This is a genomic window from Chloroflexota bacterium (genome assembly GCA_016887485.1).
Lineage (GTDB): Bacteria > Chloroflexota > Anaerolineae > Anaerolineales > Anaerolineaceae > Brevifilum.
Genome location: CP069394.1, coordinates 1,902,297 through 1,924,720 on the forward strand (window position 1 = coordinate 1,902,297; position 22,424 = coordinate 1,924,720).

Below are 22,424 nucleotides of genomic sequence, written 5' to 3' on the forward strand. Positions count from 1 at the left end.
CAGCCAGCTTCCCCTCAAGGAGTAAAACGACGCCATCCCCGAAGGGGGCAAGGGGAAGCCTTAATAAGATCTCGTAGGGGAGCCCCTCTGTGGGCTCCCCATTTTGTCAATTCTATGTATCACATTGTGATGCACGAAGTAATCTGTGTTATCACTTAAACCTCACTCACCTTCAACGGACACCAACCGAATCTCATAAACTTTTGGCCAGAATTTCCCCGTAACGAACAGGCGGTTGGTTTGTGAATCAAAGGCAATCCCATTCAGGACATTGGTCTCTGGTGTCCGCTCTTCCTCGGGCAGCAGGCCGCTCATGTCAATCCAGCCCAACACCTCTCCGGTATCCGGATCAATCCGGATAATGTCATCCGTCAGCCAGATATTGGCAAAAACTTCGCTGCGGATATATTCCAACTCGTTAATGTTCACAAGTTCCTGGCCCTTATCAGTAACCGTCACCGTTCCGATGACCTCAAATGTATCAGGATCCAGAAAACTCAGCGTGGATGTGCCGTCACTCATAATCAGGCGCTCATCATCCTGGGTCAGCCCCCAGCCCTCGGTCAGATAGTCAAAGGTGCCCGTCGGGGTGAATTCATCCTTGTCATAGACAAAGCCCTGATGTTCCTGCCAGGTGAGCTGAACCAGGCTGTTTTCCCAATTGGTGAGCCCCTCTGCAAAATACTGCCCGGGTAAATCCTCTTGCATCAACACCTCACCCGTCGCCACATCCACCTTTCGCAGAGATGACTCCCCATACAAACCGGTACTCTCATAAAAAACCCCATCCTCATAGATCAACCCCTGGGTAAAGGCCGCCGGATCATGCGGGTAGGATTGGATGACTTCATAGGTCATCTGGAAGGTCATCTCCCTGGGGATTGCACCTTCGTCCGCCCGGGATTCCACCCATTTCCAAAGGCTAAAAATGGAGAGCCCAGCGATAACAATAACCGCAAGGATCAGCGGCCATAAGGACGTATATGTTGACCGGCCAGGTTCATTCGCAATAGGCAAAGTCAGCCTCCAGGTTTACCGCGAGTTAATCTCTTTGAACAATCATCCACCCCTGATGAACATTATACGCTAACTAAGCCTTTATTAAGTGCCCAACAGTGCAGACCCACACGGCACTCTGGCAAGGGCCTGGCTGGAACTTGCTTACTCAAAATGTTACAATAGCTTAGCGAGAAAGGCAAAATAATGAATAAAATACTGGTACTTTATCATTCGCAGCAATTTGGACATTTACACATGATGGCGGAGGCCTTCGCAGAGGGCATCCAAAAAGCAGGCGGAGAGGCAACGCTCCATAACACCAATCACAGCCGGTATAACATTGAGGAGTACCGCCAATTTGACGGTGTGGCAATCGGTTCACCGGACTATTTCAGCTATATCGCCGGCACCCTGAAGACATTTCTCGATGATTGGTTTCTGGCTAAATCCAGAGAGCCACAGGGCCTCACCCACAAGCCCTACGTCCTGTTCCTCAGCTATGACCATGTCGGCCAGGCCAGACAGGCGCTGGAGATGCTCTTCAGCCGGCTTGGCACCCAGGTCGGCAGCATCGTAGAATGTGACGGGGAACCGGATGAGGCAACCCTGGCTGCCTGCCGGGAACTCGGCGCAAAAATCGTTCAGGCGATAGATTAACTGCCTGCACCATCAGACACTATCAAACCTATTCAATGACACCTTGAGAGGAACCCATGCAACCCGTTATTGATCGTTTCTTACGCTATATCAAAATCGACACGCAATCCGCCCGAAAATCTGATACCTTTCCCAGCACTGAAAAACAGCTCGACCTGGCGAAAATCCTGGTCAGGGAACTTTTGGAAATGGGGCTGAATGACGCAGGTATGGACGAATATGGCTATGTGACCGCCACACTGCCTGCCAATATTGACCGGGAGGTCCCCGTGGTTGGCTTCCTGGCGCACATGGACACCAGCCCTGACCTGTCCGGTGAGAACGTCAATCCGCAGTTCATCGAAAATTACGATGGCGGCATGGTGGTTCTGAATGCCGAAAAACAGATCCTGATGGACCCGGAAGAATTCCCGGACCTGAAGAAATACATCGGCAAAACCCTGATCACCACCGACGGCACAACCCTGCTGGGCGCGGATGATAAAGCCGGCGTGGCTGAGATCATGACAGCCATCCAAACCCTGCTGGACCACCCGGAGATCCAGCACGGCACGATCCGGATCGGTTTTACGCCGGATGAAGAAGTTGGCGCAGGGGTGGATCATTTCGATGTGGAGAAATTTGGGGCGGACTTCGCTTATACGGTGGATGGCGGCGAGATCGGCGAGGTGCAATACGAGAACTTCAACGCTGTCGGCGCAGAGCTGGTGATCCACGGCCGGAACGTGCACCCCGGCAAGGCCAAACTCAAAATGCACAATGCCCTGCTGATCGGCATGGAGCTCAATGACATGCTACCGGTCTTCGAACGGCCGGAATTCACTGATAAATATGAAGGTTTCTTCCATATATACGAGTTCAATGGGACCGTGGAAGAAGCGACCATGGCCTATATCATCCGCGACCATGACCGCGAGAAATTTGAAGCTAAGAAACAACTGATCCAGTCCGCAGTAGATTTCATCAACCAGAAATACGGCGAAACGGTAATCGAGCTGACCCTGGAAGACCAATATTTCAACATGCGCGAGATGGTAGAACCCCGACCTGAGATCATGGGCATCGCTTTGCAAGCCGTGAAAGCTCTGGGAATTGAACCGCTGGTCGAACCCGTGCGCGGCGGGACAGATGGCAGCCGCCTCTCCTATATGGGCCTGCCTACACCCAATTTATTCACCGGCGGGCATTATTTCCACGGAAAATTCGAGTTTATTCCGACTTTTGCCATGGAAAAAGCGGTTGAAACGCTGGTGGCAATCGCCCAATTGGTTGCGGAAAAATAACAGGATTGTAATAGGTTTCCGATTGGAAAACTTACGGAAAGTGTCTATAATAAAATTATGACGAAACTAAAAGTCGTTCTTTTTATCACATTGGCATTCATGCTGGCTGGTTGCGCGGGGCAGCCCACTCAAACCGCAGAGGTGGTTGAAACACAAAGCCCCGTTGCACTGGAAACCACTGCCCCCGAACTGGAAGTCACAGCCCAGGAAGAGGTAGCAGCAGCCACCGAATGCCCCGGAGATGAGATCAACCCCCTCGGGGAATCCATCGCCGCAGATTACGGTTTTGCCAGTTATGACCAGGTGATGGCCTGGTTCTGTGATGGCGCCGAATTTGAAGACATCCTGGTAGCCCTGGAAACCCAGAGTCTGACCGGAGAACCGGCGGGCGATATGCTGCAGATGCTCGCGGATGGCCTGACCTGGGATGATATCTGGCTGCTGGTCGAGCTGGACGACTGATTAGAAGGGACTTGAAAGGAGTACCCCATGAAAAAGACTCTGACTTCCCTATTGCTCGTTTTATTGATTGCACTGATGACCGTAGGGTCTGTCTCTGCTCAAAGAAATAAAATCAACCTCAAAGGCGAGGTCATCTCTTTTGATGGCAGCATCCTGATCGTCGAATCCAATAAGGGTGAGACAGTCGAAATCGTCATTCCTGAAGGCTTTGAGGTGCCGGAACTTGTAGCAGGTGATTCCGTGCTGGTCAAAGCGGAGGCCGGCGAAGGTGGCGAATGGATCGCCGAGTCGGTCAAACTTGTGGGTCACCAAAACACTGAAGAGAATCAGGAAACATACGAGTACCGCTTCACTAATGCCTATTGCGTCGATGGCAAGAAGGAATCAAACCATCCCCTGGCCGCCAAGATTGCCGAACGCTATGGCGTTGATGAAGAAACCGTGATGACCTATTACTGCCAGGGTTACAGCATCGGCGAAATCATGCTTGCCCTCAAAACCAGCCAAATGGAAGGTGTCGAAGCCTCCTTTGAAGACATCCTGGCCGGCCTGGATGGCCCCGACGCATGGGGCCAAATCTGGCAGGATATGGGGCTGATCGGCTGGGAGAAAAATGAGACACCCCCGCCCGGACAGCTGAAGAAAATGGAAACTGACGGAGACGATTAGTTCCTCGCTCGAAAAGTAAAATTAAATCCCGCATCCTAAGTGGTGCGGGATTTTTTCTATTAGCGGGAACAACACCATTATTGACTATAATTAGCTTAGCTCTCAATAATTGAAAGGCCAGCGATGAACGCCAGAGAACGCATCCGAACTGCCCTTGCCCACCAGGAACCTGACCGTGTCCCGCTTGATTTGGGTTCCAGCCCAACAACCGGCATGCATGTCTCCTCGGTTTATTTATTGCGCCAGGCGCTGCAGCTCGACCCACCCGGCACACCGGTGAAGGTCACTGAGCCTTACCAGATGCTGGGAGAGATCAAGCCAGACCTGATGGACGTGTTAGGGGTGGATGTGGTCGGCCTGAGCAATCCCAATACGATGTTTGGCTACCCCCTGGCGGATTGGAAGCCCTGGACCTTCTTCGATGGGACGCCAGTCCTGGTGTCGGGCTGTTTCAATACCCAACCCGAAGCCAACGGCGACATCCTGATGTACCCCGAAGGCGACACCACCGCACCACCCAGTGGGAGGATGCCCTCTGGCGGCTTCTATTTTGACGCCATCGTCCGCCAACCTTCGTTTGATGAAGAGCATTTGGACCCGACGGACAACTGCGAAGAATTCCAGCCAGTCTCCGAGGCTGACCTGGATTTCTATGATAAGGAAGCGGAAGGTCTCTTCAATCAAACTGACCGGGCGATCCTTGCCAATTTCGGCGGCACCGGCTTTGGCGACATCGCACTGGTCCCCGCCGTGCAGCTAAAAAATCCCCGCGGCATCCGCGACATGGAAGAATGGTATATGTCCACCGTAATACGGCGGGACTACATCTGGGCGGTCTTTGAGAAACAATGTGAGATCGGTCTGGAAAACCTGAAAAAGATCTATGAACGGGTCGGTGACAAAGTGGCCGTGGTCTACATTTCCGGTGCGGATTTTGGCGCCCAAAACGGCCCTTTCATCTCACCCAAGGCCTACCGTGATCTCTACCAACCCTTCCACAAGATCATCAACGATTGGGTGCACGCCAACACCGGCTGGAAGACCTTCATCCACTCCTGCGGTTCTGTGGTCAAGCTGATCCCGGATTTTATCGAGTCCGGCTTTGATGTCCTCAATCCGGTGCAAACCTCAGCAGCCGGCATGGCACCGGAGGGGCTGGCTGAGCGCTTTGGTGACCAGGTGACCTTCTGGGGCGGCGGGGTGGATACCCAACAAGTTTTGCCTTTTGGAACGCCGGAAGAGATTAGGGCACAGGTGCAGGAACGCATGCAGATCTTTGGCCGTGGCGGTGGGTTTGTTTTCAACCCAATCCATAACGTTCAGGCTCAAGTGCCGGTGGAGAACCTATTAGCGCTTTATGAAGCTGTGGCGGAATATAGGGATTATTCATTGAAATAAAGACGACCCCTTTATATAGACAAAAGCCATCCTTGGGATGGCTTTTGCGTTGGAAGTATATCGAAGCCGAACTTACTTCTTCGTCACCCACTTATCCTCTTTCATGATGTATGAAAAGGCTTCTTTGAATTCGGGTTTATCCATGGAAAGGCGGTCAGGATGAGTCCCGTTACCCAGCAGGCCAAAGTGATAGCCAATCTGCCATAGCGGCACCATATAGGGGATGGCGGAAATTAGGTCGGGGATGCCCGCAGGTAATTCAACCAAATAATCGACTGCTGGAGCCTGCGTGCCTTTGGGGGCCAATAACACGGTCCTGGCGCCAATAGTACGGGCGGCTGCCATCATGCCAAACATCCGGTTTTCTAATGCGGCGGTCGGCGCAATTCCAATCACACCGGCGTCGGGCGTGAGTCCCTGCATGGGACCGTGGATATAGTTTTCCATCTCATAACGCAGGGTGGGGATCCCACTGGACTGATTAAATGCCATTGCTGCTTCACCTGCATTCGCCCAGTTCGGACCAAAACCCACAATCAACTGATAGCGGCGGTCACTGAGAAGGTTCACAACCTTTGGCGCTTCGATCTCAAATGCCGCCATAAAACCCTTCACCTGCTCAGGCAGTGCCAGAAGGGCCTCCTTATATTCATCCGGGTCGTCCACAACCTTCAAAACTTCAGCCAGGGCCTGCACAAGGAGCTGCAGCCGGTAAATGGCCGTTGCATAGGTCCGGGAGGCGGGCAGTTCAATCTTGGAGCCGCCCGGCCCGATCAGCAATTGATCCACCGCTTCGGCCAGGGCGGATCCTTTGATATCAGTCACGCCAACCGTATAGGCGCCCAAGGCCTTGACTTGTTCAACCACGCGGAGGTCGCCTTCGGATTTCCCTGAGTGGGAAATGAAAAAGACGGCGGTCTTGGAATCACAGCCTTCGTAGGGATATTCCTGAAAGACATTGGTCACATAACAGCTGGCTGGGATCTTCGTTAGTTTTTCAAACAAAGACTCCACCGCAAGGGCAGCAAAGTAGGAAGACCCACGTCCCAACATAATCAATTTTTTGATCCCACGCTTTTGGAAATCCGTCGCTATTTTCTGGATATCCGACTGTACCTCACCTTCGAGGCACTCATTTAATAATGCCGGGATCATCTGGAGCGAATCCCACACATGGTAGGGATGTTGGGTACGATAATGATCTTTGTTTTGTTCCATCTCAACCTCTTTCAAACAAATTGGCTCAGCCACTCTGATCAATTTGTCATTTCTCAAATTTGTTTTTTCAAATGAGCATAATTTTCAGAACCATCAAACGCGTCTCAAATAACCGGCACCGCCAGTGGCAGTCCGTTACAAAATAACGTATCTTGCTGGTTGTCAATCGTGAATATTAATTAAGCCCGAATAACCTCTGGTCCTAATTGTCGAATGGCATCTGCCTCTTCAATGGGCAGACCGGTATCCGTGACAATCACTGATGTGCGTTGAATATCCGTAATAGATAGCAAACAAACTTTCCCAAATTTGGAAGAGTCCGCTGCCACGATCAGGTCCTTGGTCACGGCGACCATCTGACGCTTGATCATCGCCAGGCCCGGGTCAACCGTCGTGAAGCCGCTGGTCCGTGATACACCATCCACACCCAATATCGTGTGCTCTGGCTGGAAACGTTTGATCGTATCCAATGCAATTTCACCAAAGGTGTCTTGATATTCACGGCGCAACGTGCCACCGGTCAGATAAATGGTCGCATCAGGAATTTCCGATAAAACCGGAAATAAAAACAGCGATGTCGTGACGATCTTCAAATTGCGTTTCTTGCGAAGTTCCAAAGCCACAAAATAGTTCGTCGAGCCGCCATCCATCATGACCGAATCGCCATCACTGATCAAGTCTGCAACAGCCTTACCAATCCGGATTTTTTCTTCTTTTTTGGTTTCAACTCGCAATTGCAGTAAATTCTTTTCTAAGACAAAATCTTCCGTGGAATCCTGCACCAAAATTGCGCCGCCATGCGTCCGAGAAATAAGTCCTCGGGTCTCAAGCTCTGCCAGGTCCAGCCGGATCATTCCAGCACTTTTATCAAATTTTCTTGTCAGCTGATCCACAGAAACGCTTTTTTGTTCAAAAAGCATTTCCATGATCATGCGTAAGCGTTCTTCACGAAATACTTTCTTCTTCATAGACTCACCTTAGGATCAACAATTAGACTCCAATTATATTATCATTTCAATCTAACCCGCAATAATTGATAATGTAAATTGTCATTTCGCGATTTAACGATAAGGCAATTTGGCGACGGGCACACTTTTCCTATAGCTAAAAGATTAATCAAGGCACCATGAACACGAGGTCCATGGTGCCTTTTCATGTGAGCAGCTCTTAGAGAGCTTCCGCAGCAGATTCTTCTGCAGCAACTTTGGGTTTGAGGGCAACCAGCACCAACGCACCAACCACACCACCGATCAGGATGGAGAGGATGAACAAAATTGGTTTATTAGCAAGAGGCAGCACGAAGAGGCCACCATGGGGAGCCGTCATTGTCACACCGAGGGCCATGCTGACGGCGGAGCCAACAGCAGAGCCAGCGATGATGGAGGGCAGCACCCGGGCAGGATCACCAGCAGCATAAGGAATAGTGAATTCGGTGATAAATGTGGCAGCGCCAATGAAGCAGCCAGCCAGACCACCGCGTTCGGTCTCTGTGAATTTGTTCTTGGCAATCAACATGGCCAAAGCAATAACTAAAGGAGGAACCATACCGCCAACCATGACAGCAGCAAGGGGGGCATAGTTGCCAGCGGCTTCAACAACGCCAAGGGCGAAGAAGTAAGCAGCTTTGTTCACAGGGCCACCCATATCCAGGGCCATCATACCACCGAGTAGAGCACCGAGGAGTAAGGCACTTCCAGTCCCAATGTTGTTCAGGAAGTTGCTCATAGTGGTGTTCAACCAGGCTACAGGGCCGCCGATGACGTAGATCATCAACAGGCCAACAATTGTGGTTGCGAACAAAGGAATGATGAGCACAGGCATCAGAGAGCGCAGCCAGCCAGGAACGCTGATTTTCTTGATGGCTTCGACGATATAGCCAGCCAGCAAACCGGCGATGATGCCACCGATGAAACCAGCGCCGATTCGATCAGCAACAATACCACCCACAAAACCGGGGGCGATGCCAGGGCGATCAGAAATGGAGTAGGCAATGTAGCCAGCCAGGACAGCGACCATCAAACCAAAGGCGTCTTTACCAAGGAAAAACAGTTGGGCAGCAAAGCCAGAGCCTTCAAACACATAGATGCCACCGAACAGGAAACCCAGGGCAATCAAAATACCACCGGGAACAACGAATGGGATCATGTACGACACACCGGTTAAGAGGTGCCGCTGCAAATCGGATAGGAACTTTTTCATTACAACTCTCCTTTTATAACAAAAATAAAAATTGGATTTAGAGACCTAAGATGACTGCTGATTTCGCTTATGCAAATCCTCCTTTCTCTTTTGCATGCAAAAGAGACTCATCCGGTTTACCAATAAATTGACCGGGATCCATCATGATCACATTCTTATCTTTGAAGCGATCCTTCTCACGAATATTGATATTGGTCACAAACAGAACCAGATCCGCTTCATCAATATCTTTTTGATTGAGACGGTGCTCAAGACCCATTGACCCCTGGATCTCGACCTTGATCTCATCGCCAGCTTTTTTTGCACTCTTTTTGAGGCCTTCTGCTGCCATATAGGTATGTGCAATACCTGCACTACAAGCGCTCACTGCTACGATCTTCATAATAAAACTCTCCTTTTTTTGGTCTAATCCATTAGATACTGCTCACATTCGATAATTGCAGAAATGACGTCATCATAATTGGACGCCAGCATAAGGGCTTCCCGAAATTCTTCATGAACCAACAAACGAGCTAATTTGGCCAAAACAGCCATATAGGCGTCAGGAGAAGTGCGGTCTGGAATGGCCAGGAGAAAAACCAGTTTGACATTGGCTTTATCATTCTGAGAAATATATTCAAAGCCATCCATGCACCGGCCGAAAGCGATCCCTGCCTCACGAACCCCAGGACTTTTCCCATGGGGAATTGCGATATCAAAACCCATGTAGGTGGAACCCATATCCTCCCGTTCATAAACGGATTGGATATAAAGGTCCTTATCCACCAACAAACCAGCCTCATCCAGCTTTTTGGCCAGACAGGCAATCACATCATCCTTGCTGTGAATACCCTGTAACTCAAGGTCAATGGCTGATGGTTGAATAACTTCGCTGATCCGCATTTCCTGGAGATCCATGCGACTACTCCTCTTCTTTTTCGATGAGCATGGGGGCCAATGCTTCGATTGCGAATTGGCAGGCTTTGCCAACTGTATCCGTGCAGCCGTTTGGTCCATGCCCGCCAGCTTCTTCAAAAGCAACCGATTCCGCTTTCACACTCAGGTCATATGGCCTGCCATATTTCACTGTGTGGATATGGACGCAGGTAATCCCACCGAATTCAGTCGTGAATTTTTCATAGAGTTGTTGAACGAGATCGAAATTCTGATACTTGGTTTCACGATTGCCATCAAAATGTTCTCGACGGCGGTTATAGATATTACCAATCGCCAGAACCGCGCCGGTGAAGGCGGAGCAGGTGTTATTATTTTTTAGACCGATCCCGCCGCAAAGCCCAGTGGCCGCTTTAAACACCTCGGGGTCAAATGTGCCCAGAAGTTCAGAGATGGCCGCATAGGAAGACTGACCACAGCCATGATAGACTGATTCATATTTAAAACCGAGATCATAGGCTTCTTTGGCTTTCTTCCGCCAGTCAATTTCTTTTCCAGCCTGCTGATAAGCAGCTTTGATAGCTTCCATGAGTTTCTTTTCCAAAGGGTCCTCTCCAAGACTGGTAGCAGTCTTGAGGGCTGCCTCCAAGCCGTGATCTTCGATATCATCGGTTAATTTTATGGAATTTGGGTCATCCTCAGTGCGAAAATGCAGTGCATAAGCAATCGCTCGAACCAAATACTTGGGGTCAACGCCGTTTTTCAGGCAAAGCAATGAAGGCCCAATCAACCGGTCAGTTTTTTTGAGCTTCCGCAGCGGGTCAGCAGCCATGCGAGCCACAGTGTCACCAATGCTCGGGTTATTCGTCTGGTCAATGACGCCCTCAACCCATTTAGCCATCGCTTCCGCTGTGAAACCATATTGATTTTGGAGCGCGGTGCTGACCTCATTCAACGCGCCTTCAGCTTCAGTCCGTAATTTTGGATCCGCCAGGCAATCCACCAGCAATTTGTAGCCATCCTGATAGCCCTGGTAACCCAGAACGGCATGGCACATATTATAGGTGTACATCTTCCGTTGTTCTTCGGCCCGCATATCGGTCACCAAGCGGAAGGCAGCAATCTGAGGTGGTTCGGCCTTGAAGGCACTCGCGTCCACCGGGAACTCCGCATAACCATTGGTCCACACGACCAAGGGATCTTTTTCAACCTCAGCTGCGGGGGCTGGCGGCGCCATCCGAATAATCAGTGATTCAACCACACCAATTTTCTCGTCAAAATAGGCTTGTTGTTCTGCATCAAGTCCCTGATACAACGCCGTGGAGAAAACCGGCCCGGCATGCACCAGATTGGTGCAAATAATAATATCCAAGGGATCATTCGGCCGAACGCTGCGACGCGCGAGGATCAATTTTTGTAATTCTACAGCAACTGCCTCAAAGACCTTGGGGAAAGTCGCAATGGCGATCACATCCACTTCATTGACCAGCTTCTGCAGGACATCCTTTTGCGAAACGTGATAGGCCTTAAATTGACTTACAGGGATGCGCTGGATATTATCCGCGCCAAACGCGCGAACCACCGTATAGACACCCTGCTCATTGAGCAAGTCCACCAGGGGCTGAGCGGCATCAACAAAATTCAGCTCATATCCCGAGTCGGCAAAGATGTCACCGATGAAACCACGGCCAATTCTACCGGCACCCCAGATGAGGATTTGTTTTTCGCTATTATTGCTCATGACAGTTGGCTCTCAAAAAATGCTGCTTCAGCGGCGGCGTTCCAGGTATCGTTCTCGCCCAACAGCTTGGCGACGTCTGGCAGTACTTCTCCAAGTTCGGTCAGGCCTGTGAGCGGGAGGTCCGAAAATTGCGGAAAGATCACGATCTTGCCAGGGTAAACCGAATCCTTCATCGCCCGGATGCCATCCGGGATTTCCATCAGCCCACCAATGGCGGCAACGGAAAGATTAGTATCCAATTGGCTAGCCAGGCACCGATCAACAACTGCTTTTTGGTCGTCAAGACCGGAGCCGCTATGACCAATGAAGCGGATCTGACGTTCACCGGCGATCAGCATGGGATCCACCGCCAGGCTCACGCCTCGTTTCATCCCGGCAAAAATGTTGATCATGCCGTCCTTGGCGACATATTGGCAAGCATCCCCAATGATAGCAGGAATGGTGACCATGACCTCAACATCATCAACGCCGCCCTCGTCCAAGATTTTTTCCATTTCCTTGCGATAACCAGCATCATCTTCCACCGGGTTGAGCAGGACCAGCTCTTTGCCATATTTTTCAGCCAAGGGACCAAAGAAGGTTCGGATAGATTCCAGGCGGACATCTGTCACCTCGGTCACAATGATCTTGCGAGGACCAACCTGCGATTCAATCGCCCGTTGCACGTGCATCCGGCCCATCGGACCGCCGCCGCCCAAAATCCAGGCGATGCCGCCTTCCAGGAATTCCACCCGGGCGGGATTCCGGTCATAAGCCTCACGGAGGTTCAAGCCATCCGTACCAACGTATTGGTAGTTATCATAGTGGAGGCGACCCAGGTCAATGGACACCTGCTCAACCATGCCGGCATTCAAATAAAAACTAATTACGGCATTCTTTGCCAGTTTCTCAGCCAGATTAGTCAGTTCATTTGCACCCAGATCCAGGAGCAGCAGGTCATCAAAGCTCTCTTCCGCATCCTGAAGTTCAGCGTGGGAGCAGGCCTTGAAGGAAATGCCTTCTTTTTTGCAAAGGGCTTCAACACGCTCCACTAAATCCGCGGGCAGGTCACAAACGAAAATTTCCGCCGGTTTGTTGGCAGCGACCCAATCGTCATCCAGAACAAAACCGGACCGTGTCCCCTCACCGCCCACGATCAGCATTGAGCCGCTAGCTTTCAGGTGGCTGCGATAGCCCATCCGATAAGCAGCTTCCACGCACGCCCAGGGCTCGGTGATGGCAGCAGCCGCATGGGTCATCTCACTAGGCACCGAAATGAGGTAATTACCGGCGTCACCGTTGAGGATGCGGTGATCAATCACGGCGAATTGGCGATAAGCGCCGTCCATCCCAAAGGAGAAGGGAATGCTCTTGCCATCCACCCAGACATCCGGCTGGATGGTGTAACGCTGTCCGACTTGATATTCATCCTTCAGGTTATCCCCAACCTTGATAACCGTCATACTTAGCTCATGACCGGGCACAATTGGATTTTCCTGCAGGTTACGATCTTTCAATCGGGGGTGGTTATCGCCCAGGGAGATTTCCTTGACATCCGTGTAACATAAACTGACGGCATCAATTCGCATCAGCAATTCATCAGCGGTGATCTCAGGGATTTCACGTTTAACCGGTTTGCCATTCAAACCGAGTTTTTCAATCCCGGCGCCATATAAGGGCCAGGCATATTGACTTTCAGGAATGGGGTTTTCAACATTCTGATACTGCTGCAACGCATTGGAATTCATACTGATCATGACCTCGATGTGTAATTAATGTCTGTTTACTAATTATTAACGTTATTATATAGATTTAATTGTCGTTTGTCAATTATTTTTTGCGTTTATTGTCGTTTTATGATATTATTGGGGTATGAAACCTCGCCTAAATTATCATAATGATAATTTGAGCCTATAATTGTTAACAAATTGGAGCTATAAAAATGAGTGAAATTGGAAAAGAAGTCCGTTTATCGCGGCTATTCAACAAGCAAAGCGGAAACTCAGTCATGGTTGCCATGGATCACGGCGCTGCGGTCGGCCCGATCAAAGGAATCGTTGACCCCGAAAAAACCGTTTCCATTCTGGCAAAAGAAAAACCCGAGACGTTCTTTATGCCGGTTGGCATCATCAAGAAGGTCTATAAACATTTCATCGAAAATGACATCCCCTACATTGCCGCCATCGATTCGGTCACTTTCATCGGGCCGGAACCAGATTACTTCATCGTGAGCGACACCGTTGAACATGCCATGATCTATGGCGCAACAGCTGTCTCCGCCCACATCTTCGTTGGTCCGAAAAAAACCAGCGAAATGATGAAGGGGCTCTCCGCCATCGCCCGGGAATGTGACCGGTTGGGAATGCCCCTCCTGGCGATCATGTACCCCAATGGATTCGAAAACGATTACGACGTCAAATTAGTCAAGCACGTCGCCCGGATGGCTGCTGAATACGGCGCAGACATCGTCAAAACCTACTACACGGGCTCAAAAGAAAGCTTCCAGGAAGTGATTGAGGGCAGCCCCCTCCCCGTCCTGCTTTCAGGTGGTGACAAAACCGATAACCCGCGGGACTTCCTCGGCGTACTTAAAAACTGTATGGATGCCGGTGGCAGAGGGGTTGCTGTGGGCCGCAATGTCTGGCAGGCTGACGACCCAGCTAGGATGCTGCAGGCAATTAAGAAAGTTGTTCATGAAGGCATGACCCCTGAAGAAGCACTGGCTAAATCATCCATTTAGTATTCCATCTTTTCTCCGTACTCCCCAAATAAAAATCAGCCACTCGATATGAGTGACTGATTTTTATTTTCACAACAGATTTAAATTATTGGATAAGTAAAGTTATAACAACAGCTGCCATGGCTGCACTGAGCGTACAGGCCGCATTGACCCAGTCGTTCTGCAGCCACTTTATTCCCCGCACGAGGGTCGTCTCCCTACCGCAGCTATGCAGCGGGTGCCGTTCGGTATCCTTTTGGCACGCCGGACAATGATACATCGCCTGAACCCAGGCGCCTAAAGCCGAATCGACCATCGCTCCCAGTAAACCCGCCAAAGAAATGAGCACAAATTGACCTCCCAGGCTTAATCCACCTGCAGGCGCCCACCCGGCCAGGCCGGTCAGCACAGCCACCCCAGCGACTACTCCTGAGCCAGCCAAAGCCGCAAGCGTGCCAACCCAACTGATCGCGCCCGAAGTGCCCCCTGGAACCCGTTGAAAAGTGCGCAATGAAATCGGCTGGTGGGAGTTCAAAACGCCCAGTTCAGTAGCCCAGGTGTCAGCATTCGCTGCTGCCAGGCTGGCCGCAAAGCCCAGCCAAAGCGCCGGCAGGAGCGGATGCTGGGGGGTGACCATATAAAGTAAAAAATATCCAAACGCCAGTGCACCTGAGATACCGCCATTTGCCGCGACCTGCCCGGCATCCCGGCGGGATCCCTTGGCAAAATCATCGGCGATTCGGGATTTGCGCCCCTTGAAAATCACAGATAGTCCGCTGGCTGTGACGAAAAAGGTTAGCAGAACCAACGCCCAGGCCACGCCGCCCAGGCCAAAGACAATCGTCCCCAGCACGCCTGCGGCGATCGCGCCGCTCAGGTCCAATGACCGCGCTCGATAGGCCAGGGCAGCAATGCCCACCCCAGCGATTAGTCCAATCAGTAATTTAACAATCATGGGTCTCAGATAAAGTGATCAAAAAATAAATATCAAACTGCTAATCAATAAAAGCAGCCCGGTAAGGCCGGAAGCGCCCCAAAGGAGATAGGCCGCCAGTGGCATGTCCCCACCCCGGGGGAAGAGCAACATCCCCATCACAAGGTCAACCAGCCAGATCAGGCCATCCAAAACCGGCAGCAGCAACAATCGTTCCGCAGGTGCAGTCGTTCCTGCGCCGATCCAGGGAATCACGTCCAGCCTGGTCACGGCGATCGCATCCACCGCCAACAGCACCAAACCAATGATGAAGCTGATCATCACCAACATTCTGGCCCTTCTGTCTTCCCAAACCCGGCCGATCAGCAAGGTTGGATAGACGGATTGGGCCTCCAGTGGCGCCAGACTGCCCAACTCGGTCATCTGTTGAAACAGCATCATAAAGGCACTGGTATTCTCGGGTGAAATGGCAAAGACCCTTTCGGGCGTGGCGACCAACAGCATATGCGCCATATCCGCGGACATAAACTCCACAAGGCCCAACTCGGACACCTTTCGGTTGCCTATCAGTGACCCAGGCCAGCGCAGCCATGGCAGCGGCAGCCGGAACCCCATTTCATTCGCCGGTCTGATCCATTCAATGTCATTGAGAGGTACGTCTTCTCTGCGCAGCCCCCAGCGAATCCGCAGCCCATCCCGACGGAGCGTGTACGACGACGAAACCAGGGCATAGAGGCGATAGAGGATCACCGGGAGAGGGGCTAGCAGTACCAGGGCAATCACCATGTGCAGCATGAAATCCAGACCGGCCTGATCCTGTACGGCAATAAAGAAGAAATATCCCCCCGCGGCCAGGAACCAGAGCGCCATTGCGCCCTGGATCAAAACACCTGTTCTGCGGGGAGGGAGAAACTCGGTTTCCATCAGAAAATAACAGCCTACGCCATCTTTTCGGCGGCTGGTAGGACTTCCGCAATGCGCTGGCAGACTTCCACCACTTCCTCTTCCGTCATTGCGCCGGAGAAAGGCAGCGCCAGGCTGCGGTTACCCAGATCTTCCGTCACGGGATAATCGCCCGCCTGAGTGCCGAACATCTCCATCATATACGGCTGAAGATGGATTGGGGCAAAATAGGGTCGCACGGGCACGCCCTTCTCCACCAGGATTTTCGCAAAGCGATCCCGGTCGATCTGAGGTGCCACCCGGATGACATACACAAACCAGGAGACACGCGTGGTGTTTGGGACCAATTGCGGAGGGGTGACCCCTTCAATGCCAGCCAGGTGTTTGGCATACCAGTCCGCTACCCGGGACCGATGTTTAAGGAGGTCTTCCAAACGGCCGATCTGGGAAAGCCCCAGAGCCGCGCTCATCTCATCCATCCGGTAGTTATAGCCCAGGAAGGTGTGTTGGAGCCAGGTATCACCCACAGCCCGTCCCTGGTTACGCAGGGCACGCATAAAGTCGGCGGCCTCATCATCATCCGTGACGATCATCCCACCCTCGCCCGTGGTGATCTGCTTATTGGGATAAAAGGCAAACACACCATAATCAGCTAGTGTACCGGCCGGTTTTCCTTTATATTCACCGCCCAGCGCTTCACAGGAATCTTCGATCACGGTCAGACCATGCTGATTTGCGATCGCGTTGATTTGATCAAAATCCGCCGGCTGGCCAAACACATCCACCGGCAGCAGCGCCTTCAGTTTGCCCACCTTTCCCTCGTTGAACTCGGGCAGCTTTCTCGGCATCCATTTTTGCGCCGCCTCACCGCCCAGAGAAAGATCTTCCACAGCTTTCCTAAGCAGGTCCGTGTCAATATTGCCCGTGACGGGATCAATGTCGACAAAGATCGGGATCGCTTTCTCGAAGAGGATGATATTGGTTGAGGCCACAAAGGAGAATGGCGTGGTGATTACCAGGTCGCCAGGGCCAATCCCGCTGGCTCGCACGCAGAGATGCAGGCCCGCCGTCCCGGAGTTCACGCCAATGGCGTGCTTCCGACCGGTCAGATCACAAAAAGCCTGTTCAAAGGCGGCAATCTTTGGCCCCATACTGAGATTGGGTGTGTTCACAACATCCAGAACAGCCTGACGGTCGTCCTGATTAAGTTCCGGAGATGACATTCGTAATTTCATAGTACCTTCCATAGGTTATCATCTGAAATAAGAATATTTTTCTTTTTCAATGTTCGTCCTGCAACCAATTTGCAGGGGTGCCCTAATTATAACGGGTAATGCTTAACAGCCAACCATGTCCATCTTGGGCAAAAAATTATTGACGGCGTGATGGCAGCATATATCAGGGCTCGGAATCGTTCATTCCCTTAGTCCTGCGATTAACCATGCGAGGCTGATTCCCCGATAAACCAACACATCTTTGCCGAAATAACCTTAAACAATTATTTCTCTTTTGATAATTGCAGGCTTTATAATTCATGGCGTTCATAAACGCCAATCCATTAAATATCACCCCTATTCCACCTGTTTTTAATCCTGATTAATCCAAATTTCATCCCAGGAGAGGTTTACAGTTCCTTTAAGCCAACTAAAGAATGATACACTATTTATCATTCAATTTAGGATGAGATAGAAAGAGGCAATCCCTGCACCCACATGGGGGAATCCGCTTTTTCCCGCCCAGCATTCAACCTACATAGAAACAAACAAGTCTACAGAGTACATTATGCCTATGATGTTAAAACACAGTACCAAGAGTGTCCTTCGCTCCCCTCTCAAGAGCATTTTATTCGTCTTGCTGCTTTCCGCAGCGATCCTATTTGTAAGCCTCGGCAGCAGTATGCTCTATTCTGCTGACCGGATGCTGCAACAAGCCGACGAGCAGTTCACCACAACCATCTCCCTGAAATATGGCGGCCTGCATGATGAAAACGGCGCTTGGGCGGACCAGGCTTTCCAGGAAACCCTCGCCCAACTGGACTTTGAGGGCATGGTTAACCATCCAGCGGTCATGGCTGTCGATACGGAACGTGATATCTTCGCCTATGCCGGTGATGACACCGATATCGTTCAAAAGGCGTCCCCCTTTTCCTATGTCAATATTTTCACCTTTGCGCCGCGCTATTTTGACGACGATGACACCTGGGTCGTGATGTCCCACGAGTCCATATTTGGGGATGAGGTCGGCGATTTGATTCTCGTTAAAGTAAATCCCTTGACGATGAATGGTGAAAATATCCCCGATTTCGAATCCGGTCATGTATATTTTGGCGCAGCACTGATCACCTATGTCAACAACACCCGTGTTGCCACCTTTATCAAAGCCTCCGACTTGACCAATCACACGCTTGGCGCACTGGATTCCGCACCGGAAATCATTGACATCACCGACCGCCCCGATTATTTCGATTCAGAAGAAGGGGCAATGTGGAACCAACTGATCCAATCGATCAAGATCATTGACGAATCCTTCTCCGTCACGGTTTCCTCCTATCTGCCCATCATGGCCGCTTTCCACCAGAATCAGACCTGGCTGACGGATGGCGAATTTGAGCTCACTGATGGCACACTTGAAACCGTGGACCAGGACGTCTGCTATATCAGCGACCGGGTCGCCGCCTTATTGGGACTGGAAGTTGGCGACACCTGGCCTCTGAAACTCCATTACACGGATCAGGGCGACCCTGCATTCAGCTATTGGGAGGAAGACGGTTTCATCTATGACGGTAATATCCGCATCGCCGGTATCTTCAATGAGGTGCCAGGCCTATCCTTCACCGTCTATATGCCCTTCCCCAGTTGGGTGGAGAAAGCACCGGATAATTACGAGTTCCTTCGAGTCCAGATTGACAACAAAGAAGTCGAATCTTATCTGAATCACATCAAGGGCTACCTCACCGAAATCATTGAAGTCACTGTGGAAGACCAGGGCTATGCCAATGCGATCAAACCGGTCGAAACCCTGAAAAGCCAGGCAATCACCCTCACGACCATCAGCGCCGTTGCCGGTGTGGCTGTTTCCATCCTGTTCTCCTATCTGTTCATCAGCCGTCAGCGGGAAACCGCACAGATTATGATGATGATGGGCACCGGTCGTCCCAAGACGGTTTCCTATCTACTTTATGGGATCCTGCTGGTAGCTTTAATCGCGACAATCGTCGGCTCACTGATCGCAGGTGCCTTTGATGTCCAGGTGACGGAAACGGTCTGGCAGGCCTTGCAGGACGCTCCTGGGCAGGATGAACGTTACAGTGAACGGGCATTGGGCATCCCAACGACCTTTGTGCCGGAAATTGCCACCGCTTCCTGGGTAAGGTGGAGTTCTGCCGGCGCACTGATCCTGATCATCCTGATCATCACCATTATCTTTGCCCTGACCACCCTGCGTAAACCCAAACGTAAAAAGGTCAAAGAATTCAAGGCCCCCAAGCTGCATGTCGGCAAAGGCATGGCCTTTGTCAACATGCCAACTGTTAGTCTGCGCTTTGCGCTCCGGTCCATCCGCCGCAATTTCCTACGCAGCCTGATCGTACCGGTCACGGCCTTTCTATTGGCCGCTTTCATTATGGCTCTTGGGCTCATCACCCACCAACAGGAATTGAATGCTGTGACAGTCTACGACGATGTCCCAACCACAGCGTATATGACCACCTTTCTGGGTTATTCCAGAGAAGTACCCTTGCAATTACAGGCCAATATCTTCAGACTTTTAGACCCGGACTATACAGCCAGAAATTCCTGGACCATGATCCGCAACCCACTGCCAAAAGGCGCGCTATTGTCCATTCGTGAAGATCTCACGGAAGACAGCGATTTCTTTGAAGATGTCATGTTGACCTCAAAAATGCACTACACACTGATGGGGCTATCCTCCGACGCCGAAGGGCACACCTATAACCTATCGCGCCGGCCAGAAGTCCCCTACCACTCCAATCGCTTTGGCTACGACTGGTTTGAAGATAAAGTCCGCCAGATGCCTTTCATCTATTTCATTGATAGCTTCGCCGGCGTGCCGGAATTCAGCGATGCCCTGCTGACCGATACGGTCTGGCTGGAAGGCTATAGCAACGACTCTCTCAAAAATTTAGAATACTTTGCCGTTCTCCCCGATCGCTATGCTGACGAAAATGGTATTGAACTAGGAGATACAGTACGGCTCGCCCTTTACCTGACGATCCCGGATCGCGGCGTATTGATGGAAGCTTATGACTTTGTGGTGGCAGGCACCTATTATCAGGGCAGCCGTCCGCCGGTCATCTATACCCCCTGGGCAGTGATTACCGATATCCCGATCATATATGATTATATGTATGAAGAGCTGATGATCTATGACGGCGAAATTCCTGAGGATGCCAGATATTCTAACGAATATCTGGCGGATACTATCAACTCCGCCACATTCCTAATGAAGAATACTCAGGAACTCTCCGATTTCCGGGACTATCTGGAAGATAACTATTACAGCCAAATCGGCAGCATCAACCGGAACAGGCTGGCTGTCGTGATCGAAGATAAAGCACTGATGGATGCCATCGAATCCATTGATCAGCACCTGGCCTTTATGAACATCATCCGGCCCGTCATGCTGGCACTCTCCACGGTGATCGGTTTCATCCTTTCCTACCTGCTGACCCGCAACCGTCTGCACGAATTTGCCGTCATGCGCAGCCTGGGCACCAAGCGCTTCCATGTGTACAGCGCGTTCTTCCTCGAACAATTGCTATTGTTCCTGCTGGGGATCGTACCAGTTTTAATCATTCTGTTAGTGAATCCCGCCTGGATCGCCTACTTTGGCCTGAGCCTGATCGGCTTCATCCTGCTCTATGCATTGGGTATTACGATCGCCATTTACTTGATGAGCAGGGCCAAGATATTGGATATCCTCTTCATTAAAGAATAAATAAGTTATCATTCCATTGCGAAAGAAGGTCATGACTGTGAACCCAATCATTGAAATTGAAAATGCCACTTACAGCTACACCAATAAATACCAATCCGTCCCCGCCATCCAGGACGTCTGCACTTCCTTTGAAAAAGGGCGGCTCTATGCCATCATCGGCAAATCCGGCTCCGGCAAGACCACACTGCTCTCATTGATGGCCGGGCTGGCCCTGCCGGAAAAAGGCCAGATACTGTTCCAGGGCGTGCCGACGGATTCCTTTGACCTGGATCAATACCGGCGCGAAAAAGTGGCGGTGATCTACCAGTCCTTCAACCTTTTCCCCTTGATGACCTGCCTGGAAAATGTGTGCTATCCCCTCGAACTGAAGGGCTATAGCCCCAAGGAAGCTGCTGTGGTCGCCAAAGACTACATCAAGAAGGTAGACCTGCCGGATACGGTCTATCACCGTTTCCCCAATATGCTCTCGGGCGGTGAACAACAGCGGATCGCCATTGCCCGCGCTTTGGCCAGCGGCGCTCAGGTGATTTTGGCAGATGAGCCGACCGGCAACCTCGACGTCGCCACCGGCAAACGGATCGTCAAGCTGCTCTCAGACCTGGCACACGTGGAGAACTACACCGTGATCATCGTGACCCATGACATCAGCATCGCTGATATCGCCGATGACGTGCTGCAAATGCAGGATGGACGATTGTAAGAGAAAACACCATCCGACAGCATAGAATCAAATATCGTAGGGTCGCCCCTCTGTGGGCGACCTTTTTCGTTACCTTTATTGATCAGTAGATTGCTTCGTCGCATCGTGCCGATGCTCCCTCGCAATGACAAGAAAAACCCCCGGCTTTCACCGGGGGTCGCTTTTACTTCGTTTCTGCTAAAAACTAAGCCACTTCAGTGACTTTATACCCCGCACCTTTATGCAGCGCTTCGATATTCCCCTTGAGGAATTTCTTATGCCGCTCGGGGGTGTGGCCATCCAGCGCCTTCTCAACCGCTTCCATCGGGACCAAATCCAGGTTCCCTAGCAGTGCGCCAAGCACCACCATGTTCACCGACTTGCTGCTGCCGATTTCTTCAGCGATCTCATTGGCGGGCAGGCTCACGACGGTGATGTCGGTCCGTTCCACGGGCCGGTCCACCATCGAGCTATTGACTACCAGCACGCCGCCAGGTGCCACTAATTTCTCGAATTTATCGAGTGAGGGCTTGTTCATCGCGATCACAGCGGTGGGGTTCTTCACAAAAGCTGAACCGATCTCCTCATCGGAAATCACCACGGTACAATTCGCCGTACCGCCGCGCATCTCGGGGCCATAGGATGGGATCCAGGTCACTTCTTTGCCAACTTCCATAGCCGTGTAAGCCAGCAGTTTTCCGGCAAAAAGCACACCCTGGCCGCCAAATCCGGCAACGATCACTTCTTGTTGCATG

The 22,424-nt window shown here is 51.3% G+C and carries 20 protein-coding genes; 8 read left to right on the forward strand and 12 right to left on the reverse strand.

What is annotated here, in order from left to right; translation table 11 throughout:
- Nucleotides 1–162 precede the first annotated feature (162 nt).
- Complete coding sequence (locus tag JR338_08690; protein QRN84399.1) at nucleotides 163–1,011, reverse strand: glutaminyl-peptide cyclotransferase; 849 nt, start codon at nucleotides 1,009–1,011, stop codon at nucleotides 163–165.
- 192 nt (nucleotides 1,012–1,203) lie between these two features.
- On the opposite strand from JR338_08690, the gene JR338_08695 reads away from it, so the two are divergent.
- The 5 genes from JR338_08695 to JR338_08715 all read left to right on the forward strand — a co-directional run bounded on the left by JR338_08695 (nucleotide 1,204) and on the right by JR338_08715 (nucleotide 5,468).
- The gene (locus JR338_08695) at nucleotides 1,204–1,656 is read left to right on the forward strand and encodes a flavodoxin family protein (GenBank protein QRN82499.1); all 453 of its coding nucleotides are present in this window, start codon (nucleotides 1,204–1,206) and stop codon (nucleotides 1,654–1,656) included.
- 56 nt (nucleotides 1,657–1,712) lie between these two features.
- Nucleotides 1,713–2,939, forward strand: a complete 1,227-nt coding sequence (pepT, locus tag JR338_08700; protein QRN82500.1) for a peptidase T — start codon at nucleotides 1,713–1,715, stop codon at nucleotides 2,937–2,939.
- Between the two features lie 57 nt (nucleotides 2,940–2,996).
- Nucleotides 2,997–3,401, forward strand: coding sequence for a hypothetical protein (locus JR338_08705; GenBank protein QRN82501.1), 405 nt, complete (start codon nucleotides 2,997–2,999; stop codon nucleotides 3,399–3,401).
- Between the two features lie 27 nt (nucleotides 3,402–3,428).
- On the forward strand, nucleotides 3,429–4,070 hold the full coding sequence (locus JR338_08710; protein ID QRN82502.1) for a hypothetical protein: 642 nt from the start codon (nucleotides 3,429–3,431) through the stop codon (nucleotides 4,068–4,070).
- Between the two features lie 123 nt (nucleotides 4,071–4,193).
- Nucleotides 4,194–5,468 carry a methyltransferase gene (locus JR338_08715; GenBank protein ID QRN82503.1) on the forward strand — a complete coding sequence of 425 codons (1,275 nt, stop codon included), beginning with the start codon at nucleotides 4,194–4,196 and terminating at the stop codon, nucleotides 5,466–5,468.
- Between the two features lie 72 nt (nucleotides 5,469–5,540).
- Here JR338_08715 and JR338_08720 read toward each other — a convergent pair whose 3' ends face one another.
- The 7 genes from JR338_08720 to JR338_08750 all read right to left on the reverse strand — a co-directional run bounded on the left by JR338_08720 (nucleotide 5,541) and on the right by JR338_08750 (nucleotide 13,235).
- Nucleotides 5,541–6,686 (reverse strand): SIS domain-containing protein, encoded by a 1,146-nt coding sequence (locus JR338_08720; GenBank protein ID QRN82504.1) that lies wholly within the window; start codon nucleotides 6,684–6,686, stop codon nucleotides 5,541–5,543.
- A 179-nt stretch (nucleotides 6,687–6,865) separates the two neighbouring features.
- Entirely contained in the window at nucleotides 6,866–7,654 is a 789-nt protein-coding gene (locus tag JR338_08725; GenBank protein ID QRN82505.1) for a DeoR/GlpR transcriptional regulator, read from the reverse strand.
- Between the two features lie 199 nt (nucleotides 7,655–7,853).
- On the reverse strand, nucleotides 7,854–8,885 hold the full coding sequence (locus JR338_08730) for a PTS fructose transporter subunit IIC (protein QRN82506.1): 1,032 nt from the start codon (nucleotides 8,883–8,885) through the stop codon (nucleotides 7,854–7,856).
- A gap of 67 nt (nucleotides 8,886–8,952) precedes the next feature.
- The gene (locus tag JR338_08735) at nucleotides 8,953–9,270 is read right to left on the reverse strand and encodes a PTS fructose transporter subunit IIB (GenBank protein ID QRN84400.1); all 318 of its coding nucleotides are present in this window, start codon (nucleotides 9,268–9,270) and stop codon (nucleotides 8,953–8,955) included.
- Nucleotides 9,271–9,290: 20 nt separating this feature from the next.
- Nucleotides 9,291–9,782, reverse strand: coding sequence for a PTS sugar transporter subunit IIA (locus JR338_08740; GenBank protein QRN82507.1), 492 nt, complete (start codon nucleotides 9,780–9,782; stop codon nucleotides 9,291–9,293).
- A 4-nt stretch (nucleotides 9,783–9,786) separates the two neighbouring features.
- Complete coding sequence (locus tag JR338_08745; protein QRN82508.1) at nucleotides 9,787–11,499, reverse strand: C-GCAxxG-C-C family protein; 1,713 nt, start codon at nucleotides 11,497–11,499, stop codon at nucleotides 9,787–9,789.
- Nucleotides 11,496–13,235 carry an alcohol dehydrogenase catalytic domain-containing protein gene (locus JR338_08750; protein QRN82509.1) on the reverse strand — a complete coding sequence of 580 codons (1,740 nt, stop codon included), beginning with the start codon at nucleotides 13,233–13,235 and terminating at the stop codon, nucleotides 11,496–11,498. Before JR338_08750 ends, JR338_08745 begins: the two co-directional genes overlap by 4 nt.
- Before the next feature lie 185 nt (nucleotides 13,236–13,420).
- On the opposite strand from JR338_08750, the gene JR338_08755 reads away from it, so the two are divergent.
- Entirely contained in the window at nucleotides 13,421–14,218 is a 798-nt protein-coding gene (locus JR338_08755) for a fructose-bisphosphate aldolase (protein QRN82510.1), read from the forward strand.
- An 85-nt stretch (nucleotides 14,219–14,303) separates the two neighbouring features.
- Here JR338_08755 and JR338_08760 read toward each other — a convergent pair whose 3' ends face one another.
- The 3 genes from JR338_08760 to JR338_08770 are packed head-to-tail and all read right to left on the reverse strand — an operon-like array spanning nucleotide 14,304 to nucleotide 17,269.
- The gene (locus JR338_08760; protein ID QRN82511.1) at nucleotides 14,304–15,152 is read right to left on the reverse strand and encodes a DUF92 domain-containing protein; all 849 of its coding nucleotides are present in this window, start codon (nucleotides 15,150–15,152) and stop codon (nucleotides 14,304–14,306) included.
- An 18-nt stretch (nucleotides 15,153–15,170) separates the two neighbouring features.
- Nucleotides 15,171–16,055: a PH domain-containing protein gene (locus tag JR338_08765; GenBank protein QRN82512.1), complete on the reverse strand. Its 885-nt coding sequence runs from the start codon at nucleotides 16,053–16,055 to the stop codon at nucleotides 15,171–15,173.
- A gap of 14 nt (nucleotides 16,056–16,069) precedes the next feature.
- Nucleotides 16,070–17,269, reverse strand: a complete 1,200-nt coding sequence (locus JR338_08770; GenBank protein QRN82513.1) for a DegT/DnrJ/EryC1/StrS family aminotransferase — start codon at nucleotides 17,267–17,269, stop codon at nucleotides 16,070–16,072.
- 553 nt (nucleotides 17,270–17,822) lie between these two features.
- On the opposite strand from JR338_08770, the gene JR338_08775 reads away from it, so the two are divergent.
- Both JR338_08775 and JR338_08780 read left to right on the forward strand, forming a co-directional pair.
- Nucleotides 17,823–20,990 carry a hypothetical protein gene (locus JR338_08775; GenBank protein QRN82514.1) on the forward strand — a complete coding sequence of 1,056 codons (3,168 nt, stop codon included), beginning with the start codon at nucleotides 17,823–17,825 and terminating at the stop codon, nucleotides 20,988–20,990.
- Nucleotides 20,991–21,021: 31 nt separating this feature from the next.
- Nucleotides 21,022–21,690 (forward strand): ABC transporter ATP-binding protein, encoded by a 669-nt coding sequence (locus tag JR338_08780; GenBank protein ID QRN82515.1) that lies wholly within the window; start codon nucleotides 21,022–21,024, stop codon nucleotides 21,688–21,690.
- 184 nt (nucleotides 21,691–21,874) lie between these two features.
- Here the strand turns inward: JR338_08780 and JR338_08785 are convergent, their stop codons facing one another.
- Nucleotides 21,875–22,423: a 2-oxoacid:acceptor oxidoreductase family protein gene (locus JR338_08785; GenBank protein ID QRN82516.1), complete on the reverse strand. Its 549-nt coding sequence runs from the start codon at nucleotides 22,421–22,423 to the stop codon at nucleotides 21,875–21,877.
- Nucleotide 22,424 lies beyond the last annotated feature (1 nt).